Here is a 15,349-nt window from a genome sequence, read left to right on the forward strand (position 1 = left end):
ATGAGCAGTGTTACCGACCGGCTGATTCAGGGCAGCATGTGGCTGAGTTTGTCCCGCGCCATCGTCAACGGGCTCTCGGCGCTCAGCACCTTCGTGCTTGCCTGGTATCTGGTGCCGGCCGATTTCGGTCTCGTCGCCATTGCAACGACGATCCAGGTGATCCTGAGTTCGGTCACCGAACTCTCCCTCAATCAGGCGCTTATCCGCCACGAGTCGCCAAGCGAAACGCACTTCAGCGCGGTCTGGACCTTGAGCGTGACGAGAAGCGCGATATTGGCGCTGCTGTTTGCCGCCGCGTCCTATCCAATCGCCGAATTCTATAACGAGCCGCGGCTGACGAGCGTGATGCTTGCCTTGAGTTTCAGCCTGCTCCTGAGCGGGCTCGCCAATCCGCGCCGCGTCATGCTCCAGCGCGATCTGATCTTCTGGCAGGAATTCGTCCTCAACGTCTCGCAAAAGCTGGTCGGATTTATCGTCACGGTGGGAATTGCGGCCGTCTATCATAGCTATTGGGCGCTCGTGATCGGCACCCTCGCCTATCAGGTGACCAATATCATCGTTTCCTACACCGTCCTGCCGTTCTGGCCGCGCATCACCTTTCGGCACGCGCGCGAATTGTTTTCGTTCTCGGTGTGGCTGACGGCCGGTCAGATCGTCAACACGCTGAACTGGCGGATCGAATATCTGCTGATCGGCAAGATGCTGGGCGCCACGCAGCTTGGCCACTATACTGTCGGCAACACCCTTTCGACGCTGCCGACGCGCGAAGCCACGGCGCCGTTGAACCAGACGATTTATCCAGGCTTTTCGAAAGTCCGCAATGATCCGATCCGGCTGATCGCAGCTTATCAGCGTGCCCAGGCGCTGCTGGCGGCCGTGGCGCTCCCGGCCGGGATCGGTATGGCCGTGGTGGCCGAGCCGATGATGAGGCTTGCCTTGGGTGAGAAGTGGGTCCCGGCAATCTTCATCGTCCAGGCGCTAGCATCGGTCTTCGCCTTGCAAACGCTGGGTTCGCTCGTTCAGCCGCTCGGCATGGCGAAGGGCCATACCAAGATGCTGTTCATCCGCGACACGCAAATGCTGGTGGTCCGCATTCCGATCATCATCGCCGGTCTGATGCTGTACGGGCTGCCGGGCGTGGTCTATGCGCGCGTGTTGACGGGTCTGATTTCCACCGTGGTCAACATGCTTCTGGTCAAGCGCCTGATCAATCTGCCGTTCTTCCAGCAGCTCGCAGCGAACTTCCGCGCGCTTGCCAGCGTCGCCTTGATGGCGGCCGGCGTGTGGGGATTGTCGCATATGGTCAGCATGCCTGCCGACAAGCTGCACTTGGCCGTGTATCTTGCCTTCCTCGTCATTACGGGCGGCATCATTTATCTCGGATCGAGCTTTGTTCTTTGGGTCGCTATGAAGAAGCCCAACGGCCCGGAAACCGAAGTCCACCGCATCATTGTCAAGTTCCTGTCAAAAGCAAAACGTATTGCCGTACCTAAGTCGGCCTGAAGTTAACGAACACCAACAAGAGAGGCAGAATGACCAGCCAATCCAGATCGGAGCTGATCGCAAAACTCAACGGCATGATCCATGATTGCCTGAAGGACTATGTCTCGCGCGATGAACCGCTTGCGATTCTCGATTTTCCTGACATTCGCAATTGCGGCGACTCGGCGATCTGGCTGGGAGAGATGGCCTATCTCCGTGATCGCTTCGGCAAGCGTCCGGACTATGTTTCCAGGCTTCACGACTTCTCCGTCGAAGAACTGAAACGGCGGGTTCCCACAGGCCCGATCTTCATTCACGGCGGCGGCAATTTCGGCGATATCTGGGTCGCCCACCAGGATTTCCGCGAGATGATCATGGAACGTTTCCCGGATCGGCAGATCATCCAGTTTCCGCAGTCGATCCACTACAGTTCGGCTGAGCGCATCGAGCAGTCGAAGCGGGCCATCGGGCGCCACAAGAATTTCGTGCTGCTGGTGCGCGACGAAGAATCGAAGGAGTTTTCCGAGAAGCACTTTGACTGCACCGTGCGGCTATGCCCGGACATGGCTTTCGCCATCGGTCCGCTGCCGGAAAGGGCAACGCAGATCCCCGTCCTCGCCATGTTGCGCGAGGATGCGGAACGGGTTGGCGGCGGTGATCGCAAGATTCCTTCCGATATTCCTGTGGAAGACTGGATCACCGAATCGAAGCGTAAGGTAAATATCGCCAAGAAACTGGGCGTAGCTTCGGCTTATTTCGCATTGAAGCCGAGCGAAGTTGCCTTGCGCCGACTGGACGCTGCGGCTCATAACCGCTTCGAGCGCGGCATCAGCCAGATCTCCCGTGCCCGCGCGATTGTGACCGATCGCCTGCACGTCCATATCTGCTCGCTGCTGCTCGGCCGTCCGCATGCGGTACTGGACAACAGCTATGGAAAGATCCGCCGCTTCATGAATGCATTCTCCGGCGGAACCGACCTTTCCTATAAGGCGACATCGCTCGAAGACGGGATCGAGTGGGCGCGTCAGCAGGCTGGCCAGGGCCGCGCCGCTGAGAAAGAAGCTGTGGGCCTGCGGGCTTAAGGGGAATTCGATGCCACTTGTCACCTTCATCATCCCGGTCCGACATCAGGACAACGCGCGCGATTGGAGCAAGCTGAAGGCAAATCTCGGCCAGACCGTGGCCTCCATTTCCAATCAGACCAATGGAGATTGGCGCGGCATCATCGTAGCCAACGAAGGCGCCGATCTACCTGATCTGCCGGAGAAATTTTCCGCCGTTCGCGTGACCTTCCCCCCTAACGACATGCATGAACTCGGCAAAGGCAGCAAGGAAGACTTCCTTGATGCGTTCCGCGCCGACAAGGGCCGGCGCGTCCTGAGCGGCATGCTGGCCGCCGCCGACAGCCGTTTCTTCATGATTGTCGACGATGATGATTTCGTTAGCTCCCGTATCGTCCAGCATGCTTCGGAAAATCAGAACGCCAACGGCTGGACGATTGACCATGGTTACATCTGGGACGACGGCGGTAATTTCCTGCTTGGTCATGATGACTTCAGCCATCTCTGCGGGACGTCGCTGATCATTCGCGCCGATCTTTATGAATTGCCGCAGCGGTTCGAGGACGCTTCGCTTGACTGGATCAAGTCGATGCTCGGCAGCCATGTGCGCATTGCAGATATTCTCGCCCAACGCGGAGCGCCGCTCGCCAAACTCCCCTTTCGCGGGGCGGTCTACCGGGTCGCCCATGGCGGATCGCATAGTCGGGCGCCGAGCCTGATGCGGCAGTATTTTCTCAATCGCGGCGTGCTTCTGAAGCCGCGACGCTTGTTGCGCAATTTTCGCCGGCTGAGGGTTCTCGGCCAGGGTTATCGGCGCGAATTTTTCGGCGGGGCGCGGTCGAATCCTGCATAGACTCCGATGCACATAGCGAAGGCAACTAAATTATGACGCTTTTCTCGTTCGATTTCACCAAAAGGGTTGGTTAAAGATGGCGAATCTTCTCGTCAGCGTGCTCTTTTCATCTTACAACGGCGCCAGCCGCCGGCTGCGCCATACTCTGGACTCCCTGGTGCGCCAGGAGCTTCCCCACGATCAGTGGGAACTGATTGCTGTTGACAACAACAGCAATGACCGCACGTTTGATCTTTTGAAATCCTATTGCGACAAACTTCCCATCACCATCCTCCAACAGCACAAGCCAGGAAAGTCCGGTGCGCTGAACATGGCCCTGGACCGGGTGAAGGGGGATCTCATCGTCTTTACCGATGACGATGTTCGCGCCGAACCGAACTGGCTTAAAGCGATCGTCGACTGCGCCGCAGCCCATCCAAGTTATGGCATCTTCGGCGGCAGAATTGTTCCTGATTGGGAGAAAGAGCCAAAAGACCGATTTATCCAGTGGATTCCGATGGGTTCCACCTTTGCGATCGTCGATGAAACACAAAGCGGGCCCTGTGACCCGACAAAAGTCTGGGGTCCGAACACAATCGTCAGACGAGAACTGCTCGGAACAAGCGTGCGCTACCGCGAAGATATCGGTCCTCTTCCCGGAAAGATTTTTGCCATGGGTGAAGATGCCGAGATCGTTATTCGCCTCGCGGCCAATGGTGCCAAATCCTACCGATGCGCGGAGGCCGTGGTCCATCACTGGATTCCGGCGTCGAGCGTGACGGAGGATTGGGTACAGAAAAGAGGTGAGCGGCTTGGCTACGGGATGCCGGCGCTCTTTCCCGACGAGGTGCCTAGAGGGCTGAGGTTAAGCGGAGTTCCGCTTCCGACCTGGATCGAAAGCGCGCAATGGGCTTTCCGGGCAGCAATGCTCTATCTCCTGCCGCAATCGAAGAAACGTTTCTGGGCAATCTGGAAATATTACTACATGCGTGGCTACCGCGCCGGAATTCGCCGGTACGTGTCTCAAACGGCGGTACAGTGATCGATTGCCCAGGAGGCAGTAATTTGAGACTATCGGTGTCTATCAGTCATTTTTGGCAGTATTTGCGTCCACGCATCGACAGCGTTCTATCGGAGGTCCAAGTCACCGGCAAGGCGTGAGCTGAAGCCGTACTGTGAGGCGATCCGACCGAAATGGGGTCCGGAGCAGCAAATGAGCAAAGTCAAGGTAACAATACTTTTCTCGACTTACAATGGAGAGAAGACCCTGCCAACGATGCTTGACGCACTCTGCGCTGCCACCATACCGAAAAAAGAATGGAAAATCGTCGCGGTCGATAACAACAGCAGCGACAACACTGCAGCAGTCCTGAATTCCTATAAGGAGCGGCTTCCGCTGGAAGTTTATTTCGAGCCAAAACAAGGCAAGCAACATGCATTGACTTTGGGCTTCCGCCACCTGGAGGGGGAACTCGTCATTTTAACTGATGACGATGTCATCCCCGCGCCGGATTGGATCGAGCAGTTTCTGATCTTGGCGGAGGAGCAACCTCAGTTTTCCATTTTCGGGGGCTTGATCACGCCCGAATGGGAGGAAAAGCCGGCACCGTGGTTGATCAAGTATGGGCACTTGGGAATTCTTTATGCTCTCAATGGCGATCTTCCCGAGGGCCCGATTTCGGCGGCGTTAATTTCAGGGCCGAATTCGGCCTTCCGCCGTTCCATTTTAGCGCCTGGCTACATCGTCCACGACGGCCTCGGCCCGGATGCCACTGTCGCTCAATTCCCCATGGGTGAGGATACTGCTTTCGCTCTCAGGTTGGAGAAGAATGGGGCCAAGGCGTTTCATTCGCGGCATCCCGGGGTTCGGCACATTATAAGGAAGGGCTATGTGAAGGAAGGCTGGGTTTTGCGACGCGGCGAGCGCTATGGCATGGGTTTGGTTATCGTTCGGCCGGACCTGTTCAAGAGCAAAATGAAAATCGCCGGCCTGCCGGTTGTTAGCGCCCTGAGATGGCTTCTGATGGCGCCGGCCAGCGTCGTCGTCAAGCGATTCCCCCCAAGCGGCCTTCGCTTCAAATTGCTCTGGGCGCAGTCGGTGAGACAGGGAATCCTGCGCCAATTTTTGAAGCAGAGATCTGCGATGAATAAAACGGTCCATTCTCAGCTTGGTGCCAAGTGATGACAGTCCCAAACCACGGCATCGACAGGAAGTGCTCCATCTGCCGAGGCAGGGGGCAGGATTTTCGCACTTCGGGAGGCGGCTCGGTTTGACGGCGAATCTAAAAATTAGTGTCATCTTTTCGTCCTTTAATGGCGCTAGCAGACGGCTTCAGCAGATGCTGGATTCGATGCTGGGCCAAGACCTTCCGGCTGACCAATGGGAACTGATTGCCGTCAACAACAACAGTGAAGACGAAACACAGCAGCTTCTCGACCAATATACGGAGAAGCTTCCAATGGTTGTTGTCAATCATGCCCGGCCAGGAAAATCAGGAGCTATGAACGCCGCTTTGGCGATAGCTCGAGGAGCGTTGATCGTTTTTACGGACGACGATATCGAGGCCGATGCGAGTTGGTTGAGTTCGATTGCGGAGTGCGCAGAGGTGAATCCGGATTACGGCGTTGTCGGCGGTCGCATCCTCCCGAATTGGGAGCATTATCCCCATGGAGATCCGCTGTTGGACTGGATTCCCATGGGATCCACCTTCGCCATAGCCGACCAGGAATCCAGTGGCCCGTGCGACCCGACAAAAATCTGGGGTCCCAACACGACCGTGCGTCGTGAACTGCTCGGCAGCACTATACGGTTCCGCGAGGACATCGGGCCTCTTCCAGGAGGTCTTTTCGCGATGGGAGAGGATACGGAAATTGTCACCCGCCTATCCCGAAACGGCGTGAAGACATATCGGTGCGCTGAGGCCACCGTTCATCATTGGATTCCCGCCTCGAGCGTGACAGAGGCTTGGGTCCAGAAACGTGCGGAACGTCTTGGCTATGGAATGCCTGCGCTCTTCGCCGAGGACATTCCCAAAGGTGTAAGGATCGGCGGGGTGCCCTTGCGGACCTGGATCGAAAGTGCCAACTGGGCGGTTCGGGCGGCGCTTCTTTATCCTTTGCCCCGATCAAAGAAGAGGTTCTGGGCCATTTGGAAGTACTACTACATGCGTGGCTACCGCGCCGGGCTGCGCCGATACGCACCGGCCGGAAATCATTCTGGTCGACTGGTGCAGGAGGTCGTGCGGTGAAATTATCGGTGCTCATCAACAATTTCAATTACGGCCAGTATCTGCGTCCCTGCATCGACAGTGTTCTGTCGCAGGCCTATCCGGATTTCGAAGTGATCGTCGTCGACGATGGCTCCACTGATGATTCCCGAGAAATCCTTGCTTCATACGGCGAGCGGATCCTGACCGTATTGAAAGAGAATGGCGGCCAGGCCTCAAGCTTCAATGCCGGTTTTGCGGCCGCAAGCGGCGATATCCTTTTTCTCCTCGACGCCGATGATGCGTTTCTGCCCAGCAAACTCATGCGCGTCGCCGAGATCTACGACCGCAACGAGATCGACTGGTGCTTCGACCGCGTCACGACCGATGAGGGCGACCAGCCTCCCGCGGACCTGCAAGTGACGCTGTTCGACAAGCGGGACACTCTGCGCAGAGGCGGTTTCCCCTCGCTCCCCGTGCCGACTTCAGGCTTGACCTTCCGCCGCGAACTGCTGTCCCAGATCCTGCCGATGTCCGTCGCGAAAGACGTCGTCCTCAGCGACAATTACATCAAGTTTGCGGCCGCCTATCTGGGTCGCGGCGCCATCGTCGAAACACCGCTGACCTTTCAGCGCATTCATGCTTCGAACCGCTATACGGGCACGAGCAGGGCGAAAACACTGCGCCCGCGGATCATGATCGCCACAGGATTGGAACTGGCACGTCGCTATGATGGGCTGCATGCGCTCGGCAAGAGCCTGGTGGCCGGCGGCATCGCCGAAACGACGTCGCTCCTGAAGCTGAGGAGCGAAGCTCGAAGCACGGTGGCAGGTGGTCCGTTTGGTGATGACGCCGTAAACGAAGTGGCCCTGATGGCCGCGCGCAAGCGTTTGGGCGCTATGCTGCGGAGAGGACAGTGATGGACCAGCAAGAGACCTTGGCGCCTTCATCTGATCGGCAAGGCGCGTCGCCGTTGAACATCGCCGTCGGCGTGCTGACCTATCGGCGGCTGGATGGCATCGCCAAGCTGCTCGACGTGATGACACGCCAGACCAAGCATTCGGATCGTCCCTATCATCTGACGATGGTGATCGTCGACAATGATGCCGCTGGCAGCGCAAGAGCCACGGTAGAGGGCTTCGGCCAAACGGGCGCCTATGATCTTATCTATGTCGTCGAACCCAACCAGGGCATACCCTTTGCGCGCAACCGCGCGCTCGATTCGGCCCCTGCCGGCACGGACCTCTTCTGCTTTCTCGATGATGACGAATGGCCGGTCGACGGCTGGCTCGATGCGATGCTGGAGACCCGGGAGAAAAACCGCGCCGATTGCGTCTACGGTCCGGTCCAGCCGGTCTATCCCGAGAACCCGCCGGAATATTTCATCAAGGCAAGGGTTTTCGAGCGCAAGAAGAACAAGGACGGTCAGCGCATTTCCTATGCGGCTTCGAACAATGTCATGTTCGATTATCCCCTCATCCGCTCATGGAATCTGCGTTTCGAGGAGAAAATGCGCTTCACCGGGGGCACTGACTATCTCTTCTTCAATCAGGCAATTCGTCGTGGCATGCAGGTTTTCTGGGCTGACAAGGCGCTCGTCTATGATATCGTTCCTGCCAGCCGAATGACTTGGAAGTGGGTGTTGCAGCGGCAATACCGGCTTGGCAACACTTTCGCCGTCAGCGAGGTCCTGCACGGCAACCTCAAGCGCCGGCTCTATCGCGCGGCCTATGGCGCCACGAGAGTAATGCTCGGGGTGGCCATGCTGCCGGCGATTCTGATTTCACCCTATTGGGGCATGCGGGCGCTCACTCATGTTTTGCGCGGCGCAGGCATGGTCAACGGGATCCTTGGGCATGCCTACCAGGAATACAGACCCAATGCCGCCCTCTGATACTGTTTGCAGGAGCGCTCTCGGATGAGTTTCGGCCCTACTTATGTTCCGAACGGGAACATCAGCTTGACGCGGCAAGCGGCGCGATCGCGACCACGTCATGGCATCGAGAAAGAAACCTTGGTCCGTTGGCTCCTCACGGTCATGCTTTATATCACGCTCTTGCGTGCAACCGGAATGTGGTACGGTTATCCCTCGAACTTCGATGACGGGATATCTGTGGATCCGCTTCCGCAGAAGCTGATGCTCTATTCCCTGATTCCGATGATGGGCGTTTACTTCATCCTGGAGCCAAACCGGTTTCTGTCCTATTTTCGAAGGATTCCGGTTCTCGTCATCGTTGTGGCTGGCTTTTCGCTCATATCCCTCGCTCTATCGATCAGCTTTGGCGCATCCGCGCGCGGTGTCGCCGCCGTGACGGTGCTGACAATCGCGCCGCTGCTCTACCGACGTCGCTACGGCAGCGTCGAGACATTCAGGCTACTTACAAACTTCGCGATTTTTGCAGCCTTTGCCAACGTCCTGTATACGGTCGCCTTCCCGCGTTTTGCTATCATGGGCGGTTCTTATGCCGGCATGGTCAAAGGGCTTTTTTACCATAAGAACACGATGGGGCAATTTTTTGCGGTCGCGTTCGTCGTCGTGGTTTCCATCGGCTTGCCATCCGCCAAGCTTCGATATCGGACGTTGCTGCGCTGGACCGCTTTGTTGTTGATGCTTTTGTTGATCGCCGTCTCGCGATCGTCGACGGCCGTCGTCATGTTGGCAATGGGGCTTGCGACACTCGCGGGTCTGAAGATGATGTTCAAGATCGGAAATTCCGGCGTTCGATCGTTCTTTCTGTTCTTTCTCTGTCTTATCCTCGGCTTTGTCGGCGCGTCGGCCTATCTCGGCGCCGCGCAACTGATCGCGGATGCCTTCGGCAAGGATTTGACGTTCTCCGGCCGAACGAACATCTGGGAGCAACTGATTCCGCTTGTCTACGACAAACCGATTTTCGGATATGGGTTCGCTCTGTTTCGACAACCCGAGATCATGGAACAGTTCGTCCGTGTGACGTTTGATGCGAGATCGACGCACAACACCTATCTGGAGCTCGCGCTCAACATTGGCGTGCCCGGGACAATCGCCTGGGTTGCATTCTTGTTCAAACGGCTTGGAGAACGCATAACGACGGTATCGTCGGGCGCCGCGCTAAACGAAGTTCAGGCGAAGGAAGTCGCAGTCATGCTGATGATCATGATCGGCGCGATGATGGAGGCTGGTTTGATGTTGGCACCGGTCGTGCTTTGGCCGCTTATGGTCGTGTGCTTGCCAAAGGATTCTTCGCCGAGTTCCTTCAGGCGCAAGCCACGAAAACCGATTATGCCGAATTCTGGTCGAAGACCAGCAGTATGAGTTCATATTAAGAGCTGGTATCCGACCCGAAATGTAGAGTATCGAAACAATACACGGCGGTCGGCTTCGATGCGGACCACTTTAGCGCAATTCTCAATACGAGGTCTCTCTATGGCTGAGAAAAAGTTGAAAGTCCTCGCCGCCTCCTCCGGCGGCGGTCACTGGGAGCAGCTGATGGCCATGCGCGGCGCATTCGAAGGCTGCGATATCGTCTTCGCAACGACAATCCCGGGACTGCTCGCCAAATACGACATCAAGGATGGACTGGTGCTTCCCGATTGCAGCCGCGACTCGATCACAATGTCCATCCGCTGCTTTTTCAGCGCCTTCTCCATTGTCATCAAACACAGGCCGGACGTTGTCATTTCGACAGGTGCAGCACCTGGGCTTTTCTGCCTGCTTGCCGGCAAGTTGACGGGCAAGCGGACGATCTGGATCGATAGCGTCGCCAATGTGGAGAAACTGTCCCTCTCCGGAAAACTGGCTGGCCATATTGCGACTCTCTGGCTGACGCAATGGCAACATCTTTCGCGGCCGGATGGCCCACATTACGCAGGAGCTGTCCTTTGATCCTTGTCACCGTTGGAACGCAGCTGCCCTTTGATCGCCTCATCAAGGCTGTCGACAGTTTCGCACAGGGATTGACTAGGCCGGTTCTGGCGCAGATCGGCAAGGGCACCTACACGCCACAGAACATGAAATGGATCAAGAATATCGAGCCTGCGGACTTCGATAGGGTCTTCCGCGATGCGACTGTCATCGTCTCTCACGCGGGGATCGGCACCGTCCTCACGGCGAAACGTTTCGGCAAACCGATCATTCTCGTTCCACGGAAGGCGGCTCTTGGCGAGCACCGAAACGATCACCAGCTTGCCACGGTCAGCCAGCTTGTCGGCCGGCCAGGCATCTATGTCGCCCAGAATGACGACGAACTCAAAGACTATCTCCTCCAGGACCTGGAGAGCCCCTCTCATCAAGACGTGTCCGATGCCGGCCGGACGTCGCTGGTCAACTATTTGAAGGGTTATCTCGGAGCAGGTTGATCCCGTCGACAGGTGCAGACATCCTCAGGCGGGGGAGATTCATTCTCCGCAATCGTGGTCGGCTATGTGCCGGACGAGTTGGGGCACAATGATTTTAGAAGCGACTTCGGGTCGCGGATGTGCGCCGTCAGGAATTGCAGCGGCCAGATCGTCAGGGGTCAGACTCTCCCAATCGGGGCGGTGGTCGATAAACTCCAGGCCCCGTTTCCGTGCCTCCGCCTGATGAGCCGAGATATAGCTACCGACAAAAGGACGGATCAGCCCCCGCAGTCCTGAAAATGGATTCATCGCCATGAGAATGATCCGTGCCCGCGGCAGGCGTTGATGAAGCTGATCGAGAATATCGGCAATATTCTTTCGGCTTTGCGCCAGGGACACGAACCGATGCAATGTCGAGTCATTGGCGTAGAGCTCGATCAGAATAATATCCGGCTGCTCGGCAACGACCCGGTCCAGCTGGGTCAAAGCCCACGCCGACGTCTCGCCGCTCTTTGCGACGCTCTCGACTTTCACAGATCTCTGCAGGCAGGCAGAAAGCCTTGTTTGGAGGTCGGGCTGCCATCCCCCGCGCGCTGTCAGCGATGTTCCGAAAGCCACTATTTTCAGCGGTGGAAGGTTCTCAGCATCACTGTTTTCAGTCATCAAAACCATCACGAGGCAGGCTAAAAGCAGAACCAGACCCGATACCGGTCGCCTCTCGGTCGGCGCCGCTCGCCAAAGCCGCAAACATATCATGACAAAAACCATATCTCGGCAAGAGCTATACGTCACCCGGCAGGAGAACCTTGTGGAACGGCTGGCAGGCCCTTGAAGCCAAACTTGCAGCAGGCTTGAGACAATATCATCAAGCACAGATAGTCACGCCCGCTTCAGTGCGCAAATCAGCCTTACATCCAACCGGGGATAGCAGCTGCCTCGACACGCCGCAACGGTGCCGAGGAGCGCCAATCACTCCTCACGAAATACGTGCTGCATCTGATCGGTCAGCGGTTTTGTGAGATAAGAGATGACGGTGCGGTCGCCGATCTTGATAAAGACTTCGGCCGGCATGCCGGGATAGAGCTTTATCGATTTCAGCTTCGCGATACTTTGAGCCTCCGGCTTGACGCGCACAGGATAATAGCTGATCCCCGTCCGCTCATCCTTGACGATATCAGGCGCAATTGAGGTGATCACCGCCTGCACATCGGGCGTCGTGCGCTGATCAAAAGCGCTGAAACGCACATCGACGGATTGGCCGACATGGACCTGATCGATATCGCGGGTGGCGATTTTCGCCTGGACGGTAAGATCGTCGTTTTCCGGAACAACGAGCCCCAGCGTCTGACCCGCTTCGATAACGCCATTGACGGTGTGCACCGACAATTCGTGAACGCGGCCGCTGAGCGGCGCGGTGATGTCGAGACGGCGGAGTTGATCGAGCGCAGTGCCGCGGCGCTCCTCATTCTCGGCGATCTGAGCTTCGACATCGGTCAGGTCCTTTGCGATCTCCGAACGACGATCCTCATCCAGCTGAATCGACTGCCGGTCGATTTCGATCGCCTTGCCTTCGGCCTCCGCCTTTGCAGCGATTTCCTGACCGCTGTTACCCTGGAGATCGGCGCGGGCTCGCTTGAGCGTATTCAAACGCTGAAGCGTCACCAGACCCTTCTTGTAGAGAACATCGACGGCTTCGAGCTCCTGTTCGATCAAACCAAGGGAATCGCCGGTGGCGTTGATCTGAACGACCAAGCCTTTGATCTGCTCTCCCAATTGATCCTTGCGCGACGCCAGCTGACTCTTCATTCCAATCAGCGCTGACCTGCGGCTGTCGAACAACTTCCGCTCGCCGTCGAGCAGCTGCTGCGCCGCGGTGCTGGATGTCAGATCGCTGAGGTTTTCGTCGACTTCGAACGACTCGGCGCCGACCCGCTCCGCCTTGAGACGGGCGCGGCGCGCATAAAGCTGAGCAAGCGTGCTCTCGACAATCGACAGCTGTGCTCTTGTCGCCGTTCCATCAAGCCGTATCAAAACCTGTCCGGCCGACACATGCTCGTTTTCAGAGACCAGAAGTTCCGAGACGATACCGCCCGTCAGATGCTGGATCTTCTTGACGTCGCCGTCGACGACAACGACGCCTTCGCCGATGACGGCGCTCGAAAGTTCCGTCGTCGCCGCCCACCCGCCGATGCCGCAAACCAACGCAATGGACAGCGCGCCGACAACCGCCACATGGCGATTGAGGGAGCGTTTGGATTCACTAATAACTTTGCTCACGATCTTCCTTCCGGCCTATTCCGCCGCATTCCCGTCGACCACGACCTTAAGCTGAGCCACGCGCTCGGCAATTGGAGTGCGCGCTGCCTCGGTCCGGCTGACCCGCGCCAGAACTTCTTCCTTAGGACCGAATGCGATCATCCTGCCCTCCTGCATCATCAGCACGAAGTCGCACACTGCCAGAACGCCGGAACGATGCGCGATGACAACGACGATGCCGCCACGTGCACGCACGCTCATGATCGCAGCACTCAGCGCCCGCTCGCCTTCCTCATCGAGATTGGAATTCGGTTCATCGAGCACGACGAGGAATGGTTCGCCGTAGAGCGCTCTCGCAAGCGCGATACGCTGTCTCTGCCCGGCTGAAAGCGCAGCACCGCCCTCGCCGATTTCGGTCTCGTAACCGTTCGGCAGACGCAGAATGAGGTCGTGAACGCGCGCCGCCCTCGCTGCGGTAACCACCGCTTCCGGCGACATCTCTTTCGCGAAGCGGCAGATATTCTGCGCGACCGTGCCTGAGAAGAGCTCCACATCCTGTGGAAGATAACCGATATGCCGGCCAAGTGCGTCGCCATCCCATTGGTCGAGCGCCGCGCCATCCAGACGAATGGACCCTCTGACCGTCGGCCAGATGCCTATCATCGCCCGCGCCAGCGACGACTTGCCCGAGGCGCTGTAGCCGATGACCCCGAGCGCGCTCCCTGCTCTCAGGCCGAAGCTGATATCGGAGATGACCAACCGCTGGCCGGCCGGCGGTCCGCTGGCGACGCCTTCGACCGTCACCTGCTTGGAAGGTGCGGCCAGCGCGAGAGGGGCTGGAATCTCCGGAATTGTCTTCAGGAGGTTCGCAAGCCGCGCCCAGCTTTGCTGGGCGGAAACGAAACCGCGCCAATTTCCAATCGCCGCCTCTACAGGCGCCAGAGCGCGGGACGTCAGGATGGAACCGGCGATGATAATACCTGAAGAGGCTTGACCTTGAATGACCAGGATCGCGCCTGTTGCCAGCGTTCCCGATTGCAGGGCGATACGGAAAATCTTCGAGAGGGTCGCATAACCATTGCCGACATCCGATGCCTGCCGGGTGATGTTCCGGTATTCGCCGTTTTTGCGATCCCAAATCTCAGCCATCGTGCCTGCCATGCCCATGGCATGAATGACCTCGGAGTTGCGGATCGAGCTCTGCGCAAATCCGTTGCGCATGTTGGCGGCTTCCGATTGCCGCTTGGAGAGCGTACGCGTGCCCTGGTTGGTCAGGAACGTCAGCATGGCGAGAACGAGCGATCCGCCGATGGCGATATATCCAATAGCCGGATGGAACAAGAAACAGATGACGAGATAGAAAGGGAGCCAGGGCAGATCGAACATTGCCGTCGGGCCCATGCCGGACAGGAACGTTCTTATCTGATCGAAATCCCGCAGGGGCTGAAGCCCGTCGCCGCCAATCTTGACCTTCAGCGGCGCTTTGATCAACGCCCGAAACACCCGCCCATTCACCATCTCGTCAAGCGCACCGGCAACGCGAACGAGCATTCTGCTCCTGAGAACTTCGAACGCGCCCTGGAAAGCATAAAGAGTCAACGCAAGTATTGCCAAGGCGGCCAGCGTCGGTATGCTTTTGCTTGGAATGACTCGATCATAAACCTCAAGCATAAAAAATGAACTTGTGAGGTAGAGGATGTTGATAAGTGCGCTTGCTATGCCAATAAAGATCAGGCCCCCTTTGCATTTCCGCAATGCTTTGGACGGTTCATTGACGTCAGCTGTCGAACTTTGAAACACGAAGCAATCCTCTCTTACCGCATCGCTAACCCGGCGAAGCCGCGGATACACATTGCAGTTGCGGGCTTATCAAGCCCAATCATTGACATGCTGCCTTCGGAGCCGGCACCGGTGCCGCCCCCCGCTTGCAGCCTATAACTTAGCTCATGAGTCCCACTGAAAAATGACCGAAAATACAAATTTATCACGAACAATTTCAGAGGCTCTAACATTAACGCTACGATAATCATACCGGCCGAAGCAAGAGATAATCGCAATCCGCCCAATAACGGCTCAAAGCGGCGAACATGTGGCGCACATGTGGCGCACTTATATCGATATTTACTAGGATGTTAACTATAAATGCAATCTATAGTTAACTTTTATGGGTACCTGTGGAACATTTCCATAATCACCGC

General features: G+C 57.3%; 14 protein-coding genes. 11 read left to right on the top strand and 3 right to left on the bottom strand.

From position 1 onward, the window contains the following. From NXC14_RS16825 to NXC14_RS16875, 11 genes are all read left to right on the top strand, one after another. The gene (locus tag NXC14_RS16825; RefSeq protein WP_085779106.1) at positions 1-1,503 is read left to right on the top strand and encodes a lipopolysaccharide biosynthesis protein; all 1,503 of its coding nucleotides are present in this window, start codon (positions 1-3) and stop codon (positions 1,501-1,503) included. A 29-nt stretch (positions 1,504-1,532) separates the two neighbouring features. Then, positions 1,533-2,564, top strand: coding sequence for a polysaccharide pyruvyl transferase family protein (locus tag NXC14_RS16830; RefSeq protein ID WP_085779107.1), 1,032 nt, complete (start codon positions 1,533-1,535; stop codon positions 2,562-2,564). Positions 2,565-2,574: 10 nt separating this feature from the next. Then, entirely contained in the window at positions 2,575-3,396 is an 822-nt protein-coding gene (locus NXC14_RS16835; RefSeq protein ID WP_085779108.1) for a galactosyl transferase, read from the top strand. Positions 3,397-3,472: 76 nt separating this feature from the next. Further along, positions 3,473-4,417, top strand: a complete 945-nt coding sequence (locus NXC14_RS16840) for a glycosyltransferase family 2 protein (protein ID WP_085779109.1) — start codon at positions 3,473-3,475, stop codon at positions 4,415-4,417. Positions 4,418-4,588: 171 nt separating this feature from the next. After that, a complete protein-coding gene (locus tag NXC14_RS16845; RefSeq protein WP_085779110.1) occupies positions 4,589-5,557 on the top strand; it encodes a glycosyltransferase in 969 nt (322 codons plus the stop codon). 88 nt (positions 5,558-5,645) lie between these two features. Next, on the top strand, positions 5,646-6,623 hold the full coding sequence (locus tag NXC14_RS16850) for a glycosyltransferase family 2 protein (RefSeq protein ID WP_085779111.1): 978 nt from the start codon (positions 5,646-5,648) through the stop codon (positions 6,621-6,623). Continuing rightward, positions 6,620-7,501: a glycosyltransferase family 2 protein gene (locus tag NXC14_RS16855; protein ID WP_085779112.1), complete on the top strand. Its 882-nt coding sequence runs from the start codon at positions 6,620-6,622 to the stop codon at positions 7,499-7,501. Before NXC14_RS16850 ends, NXC14_RS16855 begins: the two co-directional genes overlap by 4 nt. Further along, a complete protein-coding gene (locus tag NXC14_RS16860) occupies positions 7,501-8,475 on the top strand; it encodes a glycosyltransferase family A protein (protein WP_085779113.1) in 975 nt (324 codons plus the stop codon). Before NXC14_RS16855 ends, NXC14_RS16860 begins: the two co-directional genes overlap by 1 nt. A 24-nt stretch (positions 8,476-8,499) precedes the next feature. Beyond that, positions 8,500-9,873: an O-antigen ligase family protein gene (locus tag NXC14_RS16865; protein WP_085779114.1), complete on the top strand. Its 1,374-nt coding sequence runs from the start codon at positions 8,500-8,502 to the stop codon at positions 9,871-9,873. Positions 9,874-9,984: 111 nt separating this feature from the next. Continuing rightward, positions 9,985-10,443 (top strand): glucuronosyltransferase, encoded by a 459-nt coding sequence (locus tag NXC14_RS16870; RefSeq protein ID WP_085779115.1) that lies wholly within the window; start codon positions 9,985-9,987, stop codon positions 10,441-10,443. After that, positions 10,440-10,916, top strand: a complete 477-nt coding sequence (locus NXC14_RS16875; RefSeq protein ID WP_085779116.1) for a glycosyltransferase — start codon at positions 10,440-10,442, stop codon at positions 10,914-10,916. Before NXC14_RS16870 ends, NXC14_RS16875 begins: the two co-directional genes overlap by 4 nt. 39 nt (positions 10,917-10,955) lie before the next feature. On the opposite strand, the gene NXC14_RS16880 is transcribed toward NXC14_RS16875, so the two are convergent. From NXC14_RS16880 to NXC14_RS16890, 3 genes are all read right to left on the bottom strand, one after another. After that, positions 10,956-11,651: an SGNH/GDSL hydrolase family protein gene (locus NXC14_RS16880; protein WP_085780159.1), complete on the bottom strand. Its 696-nt coding sequence runs from the start codon at positions 11,649-11,651 to the stop codon at positions 10,956-10,958. A 213-nt stretch (positions 11,652-11,864) separates the two neighbouring features. Beyond that, positions 11,865-13,172 (bottom strand): HlyD family type I secretion periplasmic adaptor subunit, encoded by a 1,308-nt coding sequence (locus tag NXC14_RS16885; RefSeq protein ID WP_085779117.1) that lies wholly within the window; start codon positions 13,170-13,172, stop codon positions 11,865-11,867. 15 nt (positions 13,173-13,187) lie between these two features. Further along, on the bottom strand, positions 13,188-14,951 hold the full coding sequence (locus tag NXC14_RS16890) for a type I secretion system permease/ATPase (RefSeq protein WP_085779118.1): 1,764 nt from the start codon (positions 14,949-14,951) through the stop codon (positions 13,188-13,190). Positions 14,952-15,349 lie beyond the last annotated feature (398 nt).

This window comes from Rhizobium sp. NXC14, assembly GCF_002117485.1.
In the GTDB taxonomy this organism is placed as follows: domain Bacteria; phylum Pseudomonadota; class Alphaproteobacteria; order Rhizobiales; family Rhizobiaceae; genus Rhizobium.

Excerpts from the sequence above, each read along its gene's own strand:
- NXC14_RS16865 (WP_085779114.1), top strand. The coding sequence starts at position 8,500 with ATGAGTTTCGGCCCTACTTATGTTCCGAACGGGAACATCAGCTTGACG.
- NXC14_RS16835 (WP_085779108.1), top strand. The coding sequence starts at position 2,575 with ATGCCACTTGTCACCTTCATCATCCCGGTCCGACATCAGGACAACGCG.
- NXC14_RS16870 (WP_085779115.1), top strand. The coding sequence starts at position 9,985 with ATGGCTGAGAAAAAGTTGAAAGTCCTCGCCGCCTCCTCCGGCGGCGGT.
- NXC14_RS16830 (WP_085779107.1), top strand. The coding sequence starts at position 1,533 with ATGACCAGCCAATCCAGATCGGAGCTGATCGCAAAACTCAACGGCATG.
- NXC14_RS16880 (WP_085780159.1), bottom strand. The coding sequence starts at position 11,651 with ATGATATGTTTGCGGCTTTGGCGAGCGGCGCCGACCGAGAGGCGACCG.
- NXC14_RS16845 (WP_085779110.1), top strand. The coding sequence starts at position 4,589 with ATGAGCAAAGTCAAGGTAACAATACTTTTCTCGACTTACAATGGAGAG.
- NXC14_RS16825 (WP_085779106.1), top strand. The coding sequence starts at position 1 with ATGAGCAGTGTTACCGACCGGCTGATTCAGGGCAGCATGTGGCTGAGT.
- NXC14_RS16840 (WP_085779109.1), top strand. The coding sequence starts at position 3,473 with ATGGCGAATCTTCTCGTCAGCGTGCTCTTTTCATCTTACAACGGCGCC.
- NXC14_RS16860 (WP_085779113.1), top strand. The coding sequence starts at position 7,501 with ATGGACCAGCAAGAGACCTTGGCGCCTTCATCTGATCGGCAAGGCGCG.